The sequence below is a fragment of the Flexivirga lutea genome (assembly GCF_054778955.1).
In genome coordinates this window covers 279,493-295,305 of sequence record NZ_BAAGZB010000001.1, presented here as the reverse complement: position 1 = coordinate 295,305, position 15,813 = coordinate 279,493, and the positions used below count along the sequence as shown (strand labels likewise).

General features: G+C 69.2%; 15 protein-coding genes. 8 read left to right on the top strand and 7 right to left on the bottom strand.

What is annotated here, in order from left to right; genetic code table 11:
• Positions 1–14 precede the first annotated feature (14 nt).
• Positions 15–866, bottom strand: a complete 852-nt coding sequence (locus ACYVBN_RS01515; protein ID WP_440282216.1) for an ABC transporter ATP-binding protein — start codon at positions 864–866, stop codon at positions 15–17.
• On the bottom strand, positions 859–1,767 hold the full coding sequence (locus ACYVBN_RS01510) for an ABC transporter permease (protein ID WP_440282215.1): 909 nt from the start codon (positions 1,765–1,767) through the stop codon (positions 859–861). Before ACYVBN_RS01510 ends, ACYVBN_RS01515 begins: the two co-directional genes overlap by 8 nt.
• 334 nt (positions 1,768–2,101) lie before the next feature.
• Between ACYVBN_RS01510 and ACYVBN_RS01505 the strand changes: the two genes are divergently transcribed.
• From ACYVBN_RS01505 to ACYVBN_RS01495, 3 genes are all read left to right on the top strand, one after another.
• Complete coding sequence (locus ACYVBN_RS01505; RefSeq protein ID WP_460599008.1) at positions 2,102–4,840, top strand: UPF0182 family protein; 2,739 nt, start codon at positions 2,102–2,104, stop codon at positions 4,838–4,840.
• A 44-nt stretch (positions 4,841–4,884) separates the two neighbouring features.
• Positions 4,885–5,520, top strand: a complete 636-nt coding sequence (locus tag ACYVBN_RS01500; RefSeq protein WP_460599007.1) for a hypothetical protein — start codon at positions 4,885–4,887, stop codon at positions 5,518–5,520.
• A 62-nt stretch (positions 5,521–5,582) separates the two neighbouring features.
• Positions 5,583–7,100, top strand: a complete 1,518-nt coding sequence (locus ACYVBN_RS01495) for an aminopeptidase P family protein (RefSeq protein ID WP_460599006.1) — start codon at positions 5,583–5,585, stop codon at positions 7,098–7,100.
• A gap of 177 nt (positions 7,101–7,277) precedes the next feature.
• Here the strand turns inward: ACYVBN_RS01495 and ACYVBN_RS01490 are convergent, their stop codons facing one another.
• Together ACYVBN_RS01490 and ACYVBN_RS01485 are read right to left on the bottom strand one after the other, a co-directional pair.
• Positions 7,278–8,669 (bottom strand): purine-cytosine permease family protein, encoded by a 1,392-nt coding sequence (locus tag ACYVBN_RS01490; RefSeq protein WP_460599005.1) that lies wholly within the window; start codon positions 8,667–8,669, stop codon positions 7,278–7,280.
• Between the two features lie 67 nt (positions 8,670–8,736).
• Positions 8,737–9,426: a L,D-transpeptidase family protein gene (locus ACYVBN_RS01485; RefSeq protein WP_460599004.1), complete on the bottom strand. Its 690-nt coding sequence runs from the start codon at positions 9,424–9,426 to the stop codon at positions 8,737–8,739.
• A 176-nt stretch (positions 9,427–9,602) separates the two neighbouring features.
• Here ACYVBN_RS01485 and ACYVBN_RS01480 point away from each other — a divergent pair, with 176 nt between their 5' ends.
• The 4 genes from ACYVBN_RS01480 to ACYVBN_RS01465 are packed head-to-tail and all read left to right on the top strand — an operon-like array spanning position 9,603 to position 13,081.
• Complete coding sequence (locus ACYVBN_RS01480) at positions 9,603–10,040, top strand: hypothetical protein (RefSeq protein ID WP_440284055.1); 438 nt, start codon at positions 9,603–9,605, stop codon at positions 10,038–10,040.
• The gene (locus tag ACYVBN_RS01475; RefSeq protein ID WP_460599003.1) at positions 10,021–11,358 is read left to right on the top strand and encodes a magnesium transporter MgtE N-terminal domain-containing protein; all 1,338 of its coding nucleotides are present in this window, start codon (positions 10,021–10,023) and stop codon (positions 11,356–11,358) included. The genes ACYVBN_RS01480 and ACYVBN_RS01475 overlap by 20 nt, the downstream gene beginning before the upstream one ends.
• Positions 11,358–11,921, top strand: coding sequence for a DUF1003 domain-containing protein (locus tag ACYVBN_RS01470; protein WP_440284054.1), 564 nt, complete (start codon positions 11,358–11,360; stop codon positions 11,919–11,921). Before ACYVBN_RS01475 ends, ACYVBN_RS01470 begins: the two co-directional genes overlap by 1 nt.
• Positions 11,922–11,947: 26 nt before the next feature.
• On the top strand, positions 11,948–13,081 hold the full coding sequence (locus tag ACYVBN_RS01465; RefSeq protein ID WP_460599002.1) for an Mrp/NBP35 family ATP-binding protein: 1,134 nt from the start codon (positions 11,948–11,950) through the stop codon (positions 13,079–13,081).
• Positions 13,082–13,142: 61 nt separating this feature from the next.
• Here ACYVBN_RS01465 and ACYVBN_RS01460 read toward each other — a convergent pair whose 3' ends face one another.
• From ACYVBN_RS01460 to sigE, 3 genes are all read right to left on the bottom strand, one after another.
• Complete coding sequence (locus tag ACYVBN_RS01460; protein WP_440284052.1) at positions 13,143–13,517, bottom strand: Sec-independent protein translocase family protein; 375 nt, start codon at positions 13,515–13,517, stop codon at positions 13,143–13,145.
• Between the two features lie 126 nt (positions 13,518–13,643).
• A complete protein-coding gene (locus tag ACYVBN_RS01455) occupies positions 13,644–14,273 on the bottom strand; it encodes a zf-HC2 domain-containing protein (protein ID WP_440284064.1) in 630 nt (209 codons plus the stop codon).
• Positions 14,273–14,908, bottom strand: coding sequence for an RNA polymerase sigma factor SigE (gene sigE / locus ACYVBN_RS01450; protein ID WP_440284051.1), 636 nt, complete (start codon positions 14,906–14,908; stop codon positions 14,273–14,275). Before sigE ends, ACYVBN_RS01455 begins: the two co-directional genes overlap by 1 nt.
• 246 nt (positions 14,909–15,154) lie before the next feature.
• Here sigE and ACYVBN_RS01445 point away from each other — a divergent pair, with 246 nt between their 5' ends.
• The gene (locus ACYVBN_RS01445; RefSeq protein ID WP_440284050.1) at positions 15,155–15,787 is read left to right on the top strand and encodes an O-methyltransferase; all 633 of its coding nucleotides are present in this window, start codon (positions 15,155–15,157) and stop codon (positions 15,785–15,787) included.
• Positions 15,788–15,813 lie beyond the last annotated feature (26 nt).

Below are 15,813 nucleotides of genomic sequence, written 5' to 3'. Positions count from 1 at the left end.
CCGTAGGGGTACGCCTAACCGGTCGCCCGGACCTCGGCGGCCTGCCGCTTGGCGGACTCCTCGGCGGCGCGGCGCTGATCCTCGCGCCGGCGCGCCGCCTTCTTGGGGTCGTGCTTGTCCTCGTAGGCGTCGAGCACCTCGTCGGTGGCGCCGTCCATGACGATCTCACCCTTCTCCAGCCAGATCGCCCGGTTGCAGGTCTCCCGGACGACGCCCAGGCTGTGACTGACCAGGAAGACCGTGCCGGCCTGCTCACGCAGCTCCTTGATCCGCTGCTCGCTGCGGCGGCGGAACTCCGCGTCGCCGGTGGCGAGCGCCTCGTCGATCATCAGGATGTCGTGCGACTTGCTCGCCGCGATCGCGAAGCGCAGTCGGGCGCCCATCCCGCTGGAATAGGCGTTCATCGGCAACGAGATGAACTCACCGATCCCCGCGAACTCGCAGATGTCGTCGAAGCTGTCCGCCACTTCCTCGGGCGTCATACCCATGGCGAGGCCGCCCAGGGTGATGTTGCGCTCGCCGCTCATCGTGGCGATCAGGGCGGCGTTCACGCCGAGCAGGGCCGGGTCGCCCTTGGTGTAGACCGCGCCCGCCGACGGCGTGAGCAGCCCGGCGATGCCACGCAACAGGGTCGACTTGCCGGACCCGTTGGGTCCGATGAGTCCGATGGCGTCACCTTCCCAGGCGGTGAAGGAAACCCCGCGTACCGCGTGCACCTCACGCAGGCCGGGAGTGGACTGACGCATCACGGCCCGCGCCAGCGCGACGGCACCGCCACGCTTGGCGTACCGCCCGGAGATCTTGTAGGTCAGGTGGACGTCGTCGGCGATCACCGTCGGGGTCCGTTCCTGGGTCACGTCAGTCACGGCCGTACTGCTCCTCGGCCTTCCAGAAGAACACGTACCCACCGACGAGCGCCAGCACGGTCCAGCAGATCGCGATCAGCCATTCATTCAGGGTCACACTCGGTTCCGAAGCGAGCAGCGATCCCCGATAGAGGTACATGAACTCGGCAGCCGGGTTGATGTTGAGAAGATTGCCCACCCAGGGAGCGAACTTCGAAGAAACCTGGTCGATGCTGAACATGACACCGGAAACGTACAACCAGACCCGCAGGATGAACGGCAGCATCTGCGACACGTCCGGCACCTTCGCGCCGATGCGCGCGAAGATGAAGGCCAGCCCGACACAGAAGCCCGACTGCAGCGCCAGCGCCGGGATCACCCCCAGCCACTGCAGCCGGATCGGCTCACCGGTCAGCAGCACGATCGGGACGAGAACGATGAGCGACATGAGCATCTGCTCGAGAGAGACCACCGTGGCCGAGACCGGGAACACCGCGCGCGGGAAACGCAGGGTCCGTACCAGCGAGATGTTGGACTGCAGCGACCGGGCGCCGAGGTTCATGGTGCCCTGGATGAATTGGAAGACGAAGACACCGATCACCAGATAGCCGATGTAGTTCGTCACGCCGCGCCGGGTGCCGATCAGCAGCCCGAAGACGAGGAAGTAGACCGCCGCGTTCAGCAGCGGCGTCAGCACCTGCCACGCCTGTCCGAGCATGCTCTTGGAATAACCGGACGCGTTGGTCGCCCGGGAGAACTCCACGATGAAGTGCCGCCGCAACCACAACTCACGGGTGTAGTCCGCCAGCGGCGCGCGGGCGCCGGCCCGCTTGAGGCCGAACCGCTCGACCAGCGCCTGCACCTCCTTGCTGGAGGGCTGGACGCGTCGAGGGCTGGTGGATGCCTGCGCCGACTGTGTCACGACGTGCAAGGATACGGCATTCAGCGCCTCGCCCCGCCCGCCCGGCGACGCACGTGACGAGGGCCATACGGCCGTCCCGGCCGCCGCGGCCCCCTGCTCATCGGCGCCGCAGCTTCCTGAATGCAACCTTCGAATTACCTGAAGATGGCACTCGATTTCGGTCCCTACGATGTGCGCGTTCTGAGGGCCCGCGCAGAAGGGGCACGCGTCCTCGCATCCAGTGGACCGGGTCGTTCTGCGTCAGCCAGGCGCCCGCGAAGGAGGCTTCCATGCGACGTCGAGGGCACTGTGCTGCCGAGGGTCACAGCGGAGTCCGGCGGTGAGCCTCTTGCGTATGCCGTCTGCCCGACTGCACGAGACGCAGCGCCGCGGCGCCCGTGCCGGGTTCGTCCGCCGGTGGCTCGTCCGCCTGGCGATCGCGGTCGGCGCGCTGGCCGTGGCCTACGCGCTCTTCCAGGTGGCGGTGCGCATCGCGACGACCTACCTGTGGTTCGACTCGCTGCACGCCGGCTCGGTCTACACCCAGGAGATCTGGGCCAAGGTCGGCCTGTTCGTCGTCTTCGGAGCGATCGCCGGCGCCCTCGGCGGCGTGACCCTGGTGGCCGCGCGACGGGCCCGGCCCCGGTTGGACATCGACGACGAGGACGACGTGTTCCGGTCGGCGTTCCGGCGCTTCGAACCGCGCGTGGCCTGGTTGCTCGTGCTGGCGGCGGTGGCAGCGCCGGCCATCCGGATCGGGCAGCGCGCCGCCGGGCAGTGGCAGACCTACCTCTTGTGGAGCCACGCAGCGCCCTGGCACCGCACCGATCCCCTCTTCCACAAGGACATCTCGTTCTACGTGGAGGTCTACCCCTTCCACCTCGCGATCGTCTCGCTGTTGTCCAGTGCCGTGCAGTACGGGCTGCTGATCGCGGTCGTCGCCGGCTACTGGTACGGCGGCTGGCGGATCCGTGGCGGCCGGCAGAAGGTCACCCGGCCGTTCGTCATCCTGCTCTCCTTCCTCCTCGCCGGCTACGTGCTGCTCAAGGCGGTCGGCTTCTGGCTGGCGCGGTATGCCGCCACGACCTCCGGTCAGGGTCCGGTCACCGGCGCGGGTTACACCGCCGTCCACGCACTGGTGCCGAGCAAGTATGTGATGGTCGTGATCGCGGTGCTGTGCGCCGCCGCCCTGGTGACCAACGGTTTCGTGGTCGGCCGGGTGCGCATGCTGACGGCTGCCCTGGTCACCCTGGTGGTGGCCGCCCTGGTGGTCGGGGTCGGCTGGCCGAAGCTGGTCTACCGGCTGCGGGAGGCACCCAGCGCCGCCCAGGTCGACCTGCCGGAGATCGCGCACAACCAGAAGGCGACGCTGACCGCCTTCGGTCTGGACCACGACGTCACGACCGTGCCCTACAACTCCTCGACGGCAGCCAAGGGTGCCGCGAAGGGCGCAGCGCTGGTGAAGCTGGCCCGGACGACCGCGCAGATCCCGGTGCTGGACCCCAACCAGCTCTCCCCGACGTTCACCGTCAAGCAGCAGCTCGAGCCCTACTACCAGTTCAAGTCGACCCTCGATGTCGGCCACTACAACCTGCCGGGCGCATCCGGGCAGGACGTCGCGCTGGCGACCCGTGAGCTGAACCTGTCCGGCATACCGAGCAACAGCTGGGTCAACAGCCACCTGGTCTACACGCACGGCTACGGCATCGTGGCCGCTCCCTCGGACCGGATGGACGCGACCACCGAGAGCCCCGACTTCCTGGACGGTGGTATGCCGCCGGCGCAGCAGATCCCGGTGACCCGGCCGCAGGTCTACTTCGGGCAGGGTTTCCCGGCCGGGTCCTATGCGATCGTGGGCCGGCCGGCGGGCAGCCACCAGAACCTCGAGTTCGACCACCCGGGCGCGAAGGGTTCCGCCGATTCGGCGCACACGACCTACGCAGCGCACGGCGGCATCCCGATCGGGTCGACGCTGCGCCGGTTCCTGTTCGCGGTGCAACTGAAGAGCCCCAGCATCCTGTTCAGCTCGGAGGTCAACAGCGCCTCCCAGCTGCTGGAGGTGCGCAACCCGCGCACGCGGGTCGCCCAGGTCGCGCCGTGGCTCACCCTCGACGGCGACGTCTACCCCGCGGTGGTCGACGGCAGGATCGACTGGATCGTCGACGGATACACCACCTCCAACCGCTATCCCGACTCCCAGCTGGTCAACCTGCACAGGGCGACGAACACCACACTCACCCAGGACGGCGCGTCGGTGTCCCAGCCGAGCAAGGGAGTCAACTACCTGCACAACTCGGTGAAGGCGGTCGTCGATGCCTACACGGGCAAGGTGACGCTGTACGCGTGGAACCAGAAGCAGCAGCCGGACCCGCTGTTGAAGGCGTGGGAGTCGGTGTTCCCCGGCCTGGTCCAGCCGCAGTCGAGCATCTCGCCGTCGTTGCTGGCGCAGCTGCGCTACCCGACCGACCTGTTCAACGTCCAGCGCACCCTGTTGGCGAAGTACCACGTCACCGGCGCATCGAACTTCTACAGCGGCAACGACTTCTGGACCGTGCCGAACGACCCCACGGTCGCGGCCGCGAAGACGATCAATGCCAAGGGCAGCAGCGCCGGCTCGGCCGCGACGCCGAACCAGCCGTCGCAGTACATCTCGCTGTCCGCGGACGGTTTCGGCGCGCAGCGCTACGCGCTGTCCAGCCCGATGGTGACCTACAACGGTCGCGATCTGGCCGCCTTCGTGTCGGTCGACGCACAGCCGGGACCGGACTACGGCAAGTTCACCGTGCTGGACTTCCCCTCCGAGGGGGCGGGCGAATCGCCGTCGCAGGTGCAGAACGACATCGAGTCCGACACCACCATCACCGAGGCGCTCACGTTGCAGCGCGGTGGTCAGTCCAAGGTGGTGCTGGGCTCCCTCGAGGCGATCCCCGTCGGTGGCCGACTGCTGTATGTCGAGCCGGTCTACACCCAGTCCACCGGTAGCCAGTCGTTCCCGATCCTGCGGCACGTGATCGCGTTGTACGGCAACGGCGCCCCGTCGTTCGACAACGACCTGGCGGGTGCGGTGCAGGCGGCCGTCACCTCGGGCGGCTGATCACCCGGACCGACGACTCACACGACGATCTAGGATCGGGCGGCATGACTGTCTCGTTACCGGCCTGCCTGTCGACACGTTGGTCAACGGCCGGTGCGGCAGCCGTGCTGCTCGCCGGCCTGACCGCCTGCTCGAGCTCCGGCGGCGCCACGACACCCACACCCAGCAGCAAGGTGTCGGTCCCCACGACCGTGACGGCCGCGCCCACACCGACCCCGAGCACCTCGGCTGCTCAGGGCAGCACCACCAGCGGTGACGGATCGTTCTCCCTGGTCGCTCCGACGGGCTGGAAGAAGCTGGACATCAAGCAGGCGACCCTGGCGATCCGGGCACCGTCGCCGCAGGACCGGGTCACGACGAACTTCAACGTGGTGGTCGAGAACCCGCAACCGACGCCTGCACTGGACGACGTGGTGACCCAGGCCGAGATCGCCTGGCGTCAGCAGGGCGTTCACATCAAGGACGAACCGGACCGCAAGATCGGCGGGCTGCCCGCCCGGGGCTACACCTTCGACCGCAAGGCCCAGGGCGTGGACTTCACCCAGACGCAGTACTTCGTCGTCTTCCGCAGCCACGTCTACTCGATGACGATGACCAGTGCGTCCTCCCCCGATGCGGCGGCGCAGGCGGCCCAGGCGCTGGACGGGATCTACTCCACCTGGGCCTGGAAGCAGCACTGAGCCGGCGCACCAGTCCGCACCGCACCCGCTCCCGATCCCCGTCGTCCCGCTCACGTGCGACGATGGCAGGTGTGAGTGAGAAGCAGCAGAAGTCCCAGTCCCGCAGTCAGCCGACACCGGAGTCCTTCCGGGCGTTCATCAGTTCCGGCTGGGCGCCGCGCGGCGATGCCACACCGGCCCGTGCCGCCGTCGCGGATTTCGCGGCGAAACGCCGCGAGCAGGTCTCCGAGGCGTTCCCCGGCGAGCGTCTCGTCATACCGGCCGGCGGACTGAAGGTCCGCAGCAACGACACCGACTACATCTTCCGCCCGCACTCGGCCTTCGCGCACCTGACCGGGTTGGGCGCCGACCGTGAGCCGGACGCCGTGCTCGTGCTGGAACCACGCGAGGGCAGCGGCCACGACGCGGTCCTCTACTTCCGCCCACTGGCCGGCCGTGACACCGAGGAATTCTTCGCCGACGCGCGCTACGGCGAGTTCTGGGTCGGCAGCCGCCCGACGATCGAGGACGTCGAGGCCGAGCTGGGCCTCATCGCCCGGCACATCGACGAGTTGGCCGACGCGGTCGCCAAGGACGCCGGCGAGGTCGGCGTGCGGGTGGTGCGCGACGCGGACGCCGACGTCACCGCGACCGTCGACAAGGCACGCACCACCGAGGCCGAGACCGAGTCCGCCGCCGAACAACGCGTCGAGGCCGACTCCGAGCTGGCCCGGCTGCTGTCGACGTTGCGCGCGGTCAAGGACGCCTGGGAGATCGAGCAGATGCGTCTCGCGGTCGACGCCACCGCCGAGGGCTTCGAGGCGGTCATCGCCGAACTGGCGGAGGCCGTCCGGCGCGGTCGCGGTGAGCGGTGGGTGGAGGGCGTCTTCGGCCTGCACGCGCGGCACCGTGGCAACGGTGTGGGCTACGAGTCCATCTGCGCCGCAGGCGATCACGCCAACACGCTGCACTGGATCAAGAACACCGGTGACGTGCACGAGGAGGACCTCGTGCTGCTGGACGCCGGCGTCGAGGTCGACTCCCTCTACACCGCGGACATCACCCGCACCCTGCCGGTCGACGGCACCTACAGCGACGCGCAGCGCAAGGTCTACGAGGCGGTGTATGCCGCCCAGCAGGCCGGCATCGCCGCGGTGCGGCCGGGTGTGAAGTTCTCCGACATCCACGCGGCGGCCATCCGGGTGATCGCCGAGCACCTGCACGAGTGGGGTCTGCTGCCCGACGGTGTCGACGTCGAGGGGACCCTCGACAAGGAGAACGGCCAGTTCCACCGTCGCTGGATGGTGCACGGCACCAGCCACCACCTCGGCCTGGACGTGCACGACTGCGCGCTGGCGCTGCGCGAGGACTACATGGACGCCGAGCTGCAGCCCGGCATGATCCTCACCGTCGAGCCGGGGCTCTACTTCAAGGCCGACGACGAGCTCGTCCCGCAGGAGCTGCGCGGTATCGGGGTGCGCATCGAGGACGACGTGCTGGTCACCGAGGACGGCCACGAGGTGCTGTCGGCCGACATCCCCAGCAAGCTCGAGGACGTCGAGGCGTGGATCGCGCGGGTGCGCAGCGGCTCTACCGTCTGAGCGACTCGCGGATCCGCGAACGGCTGGTGCCGGCACTCCCCGAGAGTGCCGGCACCAGCCGTTTCGACCCCCGATGCTCCGGCGCCGATGGCCGGAGGCGAGTCCCCCGTGCTGACACCCGTATGACGGCGCAGCTGCCGATGTCGTTGCGTCGTAGGGCGATACGTGTCCGTTTCGTTATCCGGTCGCCGCGGCTCGGCGTCCGGTCACCCGCAGCGCCGCCACGTAGAACACCACTCCGGCGACTCCCCCGACGATCCACGACACATCGACGTGGCCCAGCGCACCGACCAACGGCCCGGTGAAATACGTCTGGTCGATGAACGGCAGCTGCACCGCCACGGCGAGCAGGTACGCGACGAGCCCGGGCCAGACGAAACCCGGGTAGCTGCGGTCGGGGGTGAAGAAGGACTGCACGTCATACCGGCCGTGCCGGATCAGGTAGTAGTCGGTGAGGTTGATCGCACTCCACGGGATGAACACGTAGAGCAGCACGTTGAGGAAGTTGGACAGGTTGGCGACGAACTCCCGGTAGCCCAGCAGCGCGCACAGCGTGCCGGCCGCCACGAGCAGCACCGACCCCAGGACCCGCAACGCGATCGACCTGCGGACCGTGCGGAAGCAGCTGACGATGCTGACCACGGCGAGCATGCCGGTGTAGGCATTGGCGACGTCGGAGCCGATCAGGCTGAGCGCCATGACCACCAGCATCCACCGGCCGCCGACGTCCGCGATCGCCGCGATCGTCGAATCGGCGTGCGGCAACAGGCTGGTCAGGTAGGCGCCCAGTAGTGCGCAGCCGATCTGTGGGACGGCCGCGCCGGCGAAGACCGCCCAGAAGGTCCTGCTGCGCGAGACCGTCTCCGGCAGATACCGCGAGTAGTCCGAGACGTATGGCGCCCAGCTGACCACGCTGATGACGAACATGCTGGTGCCGGCCATGAAGACGGCCAGGGGCGGCAGACCGGTCGAGGCGGCAACTCCGGTCGGCGCATCGTGAAGGAGAGCGCGCACCCACAGGATCGCGAACGTCAGCGCGAGCACCACGCTCATCCACCGTTGCCAGCGGTGCAGCCAGTCATGGCCGAAGATGGTGATGACGAGAACGGGTACGGCGATCAGGGCGATCCACACCGGGATGCTGATCGAGCCGATCAGCAGGTTGAGTGCTTCGGCCTGGATGACCAGTTGTGCTGCCAGGAAACCGAAGTCGAGCACGATCGAGGCGGCGAAGACCAGCACGGCGCCGTAGAAGCCGAACTGTGCGCGACTCTGGATCATCTGCGGGACGCCGAGCCGCGGGCCCTGGATGGCGTGGAAGCCAACCAGGAGCAGCCCGAGCACCACGCCGACGACGATCGCGATCGCCGCCCAGAGCAACGACAGGCCCATCACGACCAGGATGCCGCCGAGCACGACCACGAAGATGTTGGCGTTCAGCCCGAACCACATCGTGAACTGGTCGCGGACCCGCCCGTGGCGCTCGTCCGCCGGGACCGAGTCGATGGACAGCACTTCCGGACCGCCCGCCCGGGGCTCGGTGAGCCGGTCTGCCTCGGCAGCTCTCATGACGTCCAAAGGTAGTGCTAGCCGGCGCGTGCGTGCGGTGCGGTCCGGAACCGACGACTTCGCACACTCAATAGACGACGATGGAGCGGCCGTTGACCAGGATGCCGGATCGGATCAGCATGTCCTGGGCGGCGATCGACAGCCGGCAACATCCGTGCGAGGCGTTGTAGGCGGGCACGCTGGTCGAGCCGTGGACGGCGATGCCACCGTTGAAGTAGTAGGGCTTGTACATCGAGCCGAGGGCTCCGGTCTGCCAGCCGTTGACGTGGCTGCGCACGGTGAACTTCCCGCTCGGCGTGCGGCCGTCATACCAGCGGCCCCACGCGTAGAACCGCCGGTTGGCGCCGGTGCTGGTGTTGAGCGTGTAGCGCACGGTCGAGCCCCAGACGACCAGTGCCAGCTGCCGCGACTTGTCGATCTCGAGGCGATATCCCGCGCCGTACCGGGCGGGTCGACGGGTGGGTGAACCCACCCGGGCCCAGGTGGCAGGTCCGACGACGCCGTCACGGGCCAGCCCCCAGGCCTTCTGCAGGGCGAGGACCGCCTGCTGCGTCTGGGCGCCGAAGGCGCCGTCCGCGGTGCCGCACCAGTAGCCGACGGCGTTGAGCCGTTGCTGCAGGTAGGTCACGCTCGCCCCCCTGCTGCCGTACTTGACCGTCGGTCGGGTCGCGGCGTCGGCCGAGCCTGCGGCCGCCAGTCCGATCATGCCGAGCGTGCCGGTCGCCAGCGCCGCGCCGAGTGTCTGGCGTCGAGCCATTGCGTGATGCATTGTGTGCCCCCAAGAAAATCCCCCGAGTCACTCGGTCGAGCGACTCTGCGAACCCCGTGACGCAGATTGTCGTCCCGGTTCGTCAGGTATGACGCTTTAATGCCCGGTCCGGTTGGCCACCTGTCCAGTCCGGTTGCGGCCGGCGCTGCGGCTACGCTCCGGGTGTGTCGGAAGTGACTACTGCGCTCGCGAAGTCGAAGGTCGGGTGGCTCCTGCTGCCACCCGACGTCACCGTCCCCTGCTGGTATGCCGCCTCGGGCGAGACGGCATACGTGGTCGGCGGCGACGGCGAGCAGTCCATCCCTCCGCTGCCGGACGAACTGCGAATTATCCTGCGGGAGAAGGAGACCCGGCGAGCCATCGGACCGGTGCCGGTGCGCGCGCGACGGGTGGACCCGGACTCCGGGGAATGGGAACCGGTCACCTCGGCGCTGTTGGGTGCCCGGCAGAACAACCCGCCCGAGGGTCTGCGCGAGCACTGGGCCGCGCACTGCACCGTCTGGGCGCTGGACACCGCGCCGGCCGGCCCGGCGGACGCCGGGCCGGACCCGGTTGCCGGCCACGCCGAACCGCCGCAGCCGGATGCCGGCACGGCTGACTAACCTTTCGGTGGTGAGCAGCCGTGTCTTCGTAGCCCGGATCGCCGGACTCACCGTGCTGGACCCCCTGGGGGACCGCGTGGGGAGGGTCCGCGATGTCGTCATGACCTTCGGCGGCTCCGAGCCGCGGGCCATCGGCCTGGTCATCGAGGTGCCCGGCAAGCGGCGGGTCTTCGTGCCGATGACCAGGGTGACCAGCGTGGACGCCGGCGCCGTCATCACCACGGGCCTGGTGAACATGCGCCGGTTCGAGCAACGAGCGGGCGAAACCCTCGTGCTGGCAGAGCTTTTCGATCGGCGGGTGCAGGTGCGCCACGACGGGGAGACCGTCGTCGGGCTCGTCGAGGACATCGCGATCGAGCAGAACCTGCGTCGTGACTGGGTGCTGGTGAAGGTGTTCGTCCGGCAGGTCGACGGCATCTCGTCGGCGTCCAAGGCGATGTCGCGCCTCACCCGGCGCCGCAGCGGCCGCACCATGCTCGTCGACACCCGTGACGTCACCGGGCTGCACCAGCAGGCCAGCGCGCAGAGTGCCGAGCGGCTGCTGGAGGAGTACGAGGACCTGCGGGTCGCCGACCTGGCCGAGGTGATCCACGACCTCAACCCCAAGCGACGGGCCGAAGTCGCGGCCGCGATGGACGACCACAAACTGGCCGACGTCCTGGAGGAGCTGCCGGAGGACGACCAGATCGAGATCATCGCCGGCCTCGATACCGAACGTGCCGCCGACGTGCTGGAGGCCATGGAGCCCGACGACGCCGCGGACCTGCTGTCCGACCTGCCGTCGGACCAGGCCGAGCAGTTGCTGCAGCTGATGGAGCCCGACGACGCGGCACCGCTGCGCCGGTTGCTGTCGTATGACGAGAACACCGCCGGCGGCCTGATGACCACCGAACCGGTCGTGCTCGGTCCGGAAGCCACGATCGCCGAAGCCCTCGCCGTGGTGCGCCGGGAGGAGCTCGCCCCCGCGCTCGCATCGGCGGTCTTCGTCAGCCGTCCGCCGCTGGAGACCCCGACCGGCCGGTTCATCGGGTTGGTGCACACCCAGAAGCTGCTGCGCGAGCCGCCGCAGACCGCGCTCGGGACGATCGTGGACAAGACGATCGAGCCGGTCGGCGTCGAGGCACCGCTGGGTGAGGTGACGCGGCAACTCGCGACATACAACCTGGTGAGTATGCCGGTGGTGGACGAGGCCGGCCGGCTGCTCGGCGCGGTCACCGTGGACGATGTGCTGGACCACATCCTGCCCGAGGACTGGCGCGAGGCCCGCCACGATCCGCGGCCGTCCGATGCCCCGGCAACCGACGAGGAGGTCATCTGATGGCGGACCGCGACGACGAGCGCCGCAGGGGCCGCCGCCGGCGGGAATCCGCCCGACTGGACCAGCCACGCGAGGCCGAGCGCCGGTGGCTGCCGCGGGCCCCGTTGGACTCCGACACATTCGGGCGCTTCGCCGAGGACTTCGCGCGCTACATGGGCACCGCGCAGTTCCTGGTCTGGATGACGGCGTTCGTGATCGTGTGGATTCTGCTCAACCTGATCGGGTTGTTCGGGCTGAAGTGGGACCCCTACCCCTTCATTTTGCTCAACCTGTTCTTCTCCACCCAGGCGTCGTATGCGGCGCCGCTGATCCTGCTGGCGCAGAACCGGCAGGACGACCGGGACCGGGTCGCGCTCGAGGCCGACCGCGCACGCGACGAACGCAACCTGGCCGACACCGAGTTCCTCACCCGCGAGGTCGCGTCGCTGCGCCTGGCGATGCGTGACACCGCGACCCGCGACTTCGTCCGCTCGGAGTTGCGGTCGCTGCTGGAGGAGATGGAGGAACGCGGCTACCTGCGCTCGCCCGCCACCGCCGAGGGCGACGAGGCGACACCGGAGTGACCTGAGCCACGACCTACCATGGGGGTATGCCCACCCCTTCGCTGGACGCCATTCGCGCTGCACTGGCCGATGTGCAGGATCCCGAGATCCATCGGCCCATCACCGAGCTCAACATGGTCGAGTCGGTCGACGTCGCCGACGACGGCAAGGTGACCGTCACCGTGCTGCTCACCATCGCCGGCTGTCCGATGAAGACGCGCCTGCAGACCGACGTCACCGACGCAGTCGGCAAGGTCGAGGGCGTCACCGCCGTCGACGTGCGCCTGGGTGTCATGTCCGACGAGCAGCGGGCGGCCCTGAAGGACCAGTTGCGCGGCGGCCAGGCGGAGCGGGAGATCCCCTTCGCCAAGCCTGGTTCGCTGACCCGCGTCTATGCGGTCGCGTCCGGCAAGGGCGGTGTCGGCAAGTCGTCCGTCACCGTCAATCTCGCTGCCGCGCTTGCGGATTCGGGCCTGCGGGTCGGCGTCGTCGACGCCGACATCTACGGCTTCTCGGTGCCGCGCATGCTCGGTGTCGAGAACCGCCCGACCCAGGTCGACGACATGATCCTGCCGCCGGAGAGCCAGGGCGTGAAGGTCATCTCCATCGGCATGTTCGTCCCCGGCAACCAGCCGGTCGTATGGCGCGGCCCGATGCTGCACCGCGCGCTGCAGCAGTTCCTGGCGGACGTGTTCTGGGGCGACCTGGACGTGCTCCTGCTGGACCTGCCGCCCGGCACCGGAGACATCGCGATCTCCGTTGCGCAGCTGATCCCGAACGCCGAGGTGCTGGTCGTCACGACGCCGCAACAGGCCGCCGCGGAGGTCGCCGAGCGTGCCGGTGCGATCGCGCTGCAGACCAAGCAGCGGGTTGCCGGCGTCATCGAGAACATGTCCTGGATGGAGCTGCCGGACGGCACCCGCCAGGAGGTCTTCGGCAGCGGCGGCGGCCGGCAGGTCGCCGAATCGTTGACCAAGTCGATCGGCGCGCCGGTGGAGTTGCTGGGTCAGATCCCGCTGGACGTCACATTGCGCGAGGGCGCCGACGCGGGCACGCCCGTGGTGCTCGGCGCGCCCGACTCCCCCGCCGCCGTCGCGCTGCGCGGCATCGCCAAGGGTCTGGCCACCCGGTCCCGGGGGCTGGCCGGCCGGTCGCTGGGCCTCACCCCCGCCGGCCGCTGACGGCCGCGAAGTAGCGACAGTCGCCGGTCAGGAACGCGACGGCTGCGGAGACGGCGGCTGCTTACGTCGCGTCGAAGTCGAAGGGCGTGGCGCGGTCCGGGTCGAACCGGTGCGGGTCGTATGACGGGCCGGCGGCCAGTTGCGGCACCTCGTCGCCGTCCTGGGCGTCGTCCGGTGCGGGGTCCGGTTCGAAGAGGGCGTCCCGGACGATCTTGCGCGGGTCGTACTGCCGCGGGTCGTAGGCGCGCCAGTTGATGTCCTCGAACTCCGGCCCCATCTGGTCCTTCAGCTGCGACTTGGCACCTTCGGCCATGTCGCGCACCTGCTTGATGTAGCCGCGCAGTTTGCCGACATACTCCGGCAGCCGGTCGGGACCGATGAGGGCAGCGGCGAGCGCGATGAGGATCAGGAACTCCCACCCGCTGATGCCAAACATGTCGCGTCGATACCTTCCCGCTGAAGTGCCGCCGAGGTCACGTCGAAGCCTCGGCCGCCTGATTGTCGCACCCGACGCGCGGCCCGGTGGCGGCGACCGGCCGTCCCAGTGCCGGGAACGTTGCGCTCAGGGGGTCCGGGTGGCGGCCACCTGCGCGAACATCGGCATCTCGTGGGTCAGCGTGCCGCTGACCTTGCTGCGTCGTGCGGTGACCTCGGCGACCTGAGGAGTCTGCACATTGCGCACCAGCGCTGCCCGGCCGGGCAGCTCGTGCTGCGGATGCTCCGGGCTCTGCGCGACGCCCGTCGCGGTCGACGCGACGAGCGCCACGCCGACACAGCCGGCGACGGCGAACAGCGCGCAGGCCATCGACTTGCGCGCCGACTGGTACTGCGGGGGCGCGCTGCAGGTCACCACGGCAGGCGCCGGTCGCGGCGCCGCGAGCGGTTTGTGCGCCGCGGGAGTCGGCCCTCCCAGCGGGCCGTCCGGTTCGGTGGCCGCGAGCGACAGGAGCCCGGCCATCATCCGCTGATGGCCACCGGAGTCGAAGCGGACGGAGCGCAACTGCTCCAGGATGGAGCGCTCCTGCTGGACCGCGAAGCGGCAGTGCTCGCACACGGTCAGATGCAGATCGGCGCGGTATTGGTCCTCGGCGGACAGCATGTCGTCGACGTAGTCGGCGACCCGGTCGCCCAGGTGGCCCTGCACCCCGCGAGGTTTCTCCCCGGTGGTGAACTGGTCGCGCGAGAAGAGCATCACCGCGTTGCTCCGGCGGGCGACAACGTCGGCAGTCCGACCCGGGTGCGCGCGGCGGGGCGGTTCTCGGGTGCACGGTGGGCCAGCGCCTCACGCAGCTGGGCACGACCGCGGTGGATCCGCGAGCGCACCGTGCCCAGCTTGATGCCGAGCGTGGCGGCGATCTCCTCGTAGGACAGACCCTCGATGTCGCACAGCACGACGGCCGCGCGGAAGTCCGGTGCCAGCGCGTCGAGCGCCCGCTGGATGTCGTCGTCGAAGTGCGCATCGGCATACAGCTGCTCGGGGCTGCCCTCCCGACTGGGCAGCCGGGCGGCGGCCTCATCGGCCAGCGCATCGAAACGGATGCGCTGCTTGCGCCGCATCTTGTCCAGGAAGACGTTGGTGGTGATCCGGTGCAGCCACCCCTCGAACGTGCCCGGGCGGTAGGAATGCAGCGAGCGGAAGACGCGCACGAAGACGTCGTGGGTCAGGTCCTCGGCGTCGTGGACGTTGCCGGTCAGCCGGTAGGCCAGTCGGTAGACGCGCGCCGAGTGCTCGGTGACGATCTCCTCCCAGGTCGGTGGCTCCCACCCCGGTGGCGCCACATCGGGCACCTCGGTCTTGACTGCACCCCGCAGCAGTTGGTCGGTCATCGCTTCCAGCATCCATCTCGTGTCGTCGACCTTGCTTCTGAGCCCCGATTCTTGCGCATCAACCTGTGGCACTGCTGTGGCATTTCTGTCACGCCATACACCTGACCGGAAGATCGGATCGGCTCTCGAGGTGCTCAACGCACGACGTGCGGCAATCGTTACCGCGGTCGGCGCATGTGCTGGATGTGCCGGACATCTCCGGCTCCCGGTTCGGCGCGGGGACCGCGCAAGCATTAGGTTCGGGGCATGTCATCACAGCGCGCCGCCAGTTGGGGGTATGCCGAGGAGTTCGTGCCCGAACCCGAGGTCGTCGAACGCGCCCGGGTGCGCGGCGAACAACTCGGCTGCACCCCCGTCGGCGCCGGCACCGGGCCGGCGCTGCGGCTGCTCACGGCGGCGACCCGCGCCAAAGCGGTCGTGGAGATCGGCACCGGCGCCGGGTCCTCCGGACTGTGGTTGCTGGCCGGTATGCCGTCCGACGGCGTACTCACCACCATCGACATCAAGGCCGAGCACCAGAGCGCGGCCCGGCAGGCGTATGCCGACGCCGGCATCCCGCCGGCGCGGACCCGCATCATCACCGGCAACGCGCTGCAGGTCACCGGTCGCCTGGCGGACAACGGTTACGACGTGGTGTTCGTCGACGCGCACAAGCCCGACTACCCGGCGTATGTCGAAGCGGCGGCGCGGCTGCTGCGTCCCGGCGGCCTGCTGCTGATCGACAACATGCTGTGGCACGACCGGGTCGCCGACCCGGCGGTGCGCGACGAGACCACGGTGCTGCTGCGCAACCTGGGCAAGCAACTGCGCGACGACCCGGCCTGGACGACTGCGATGCTGCCGGTCGGCGATGGCCTGTTCACCGCCGTGAAGCGGTGAGTCCCTCGCGTCATACACAGGAAACG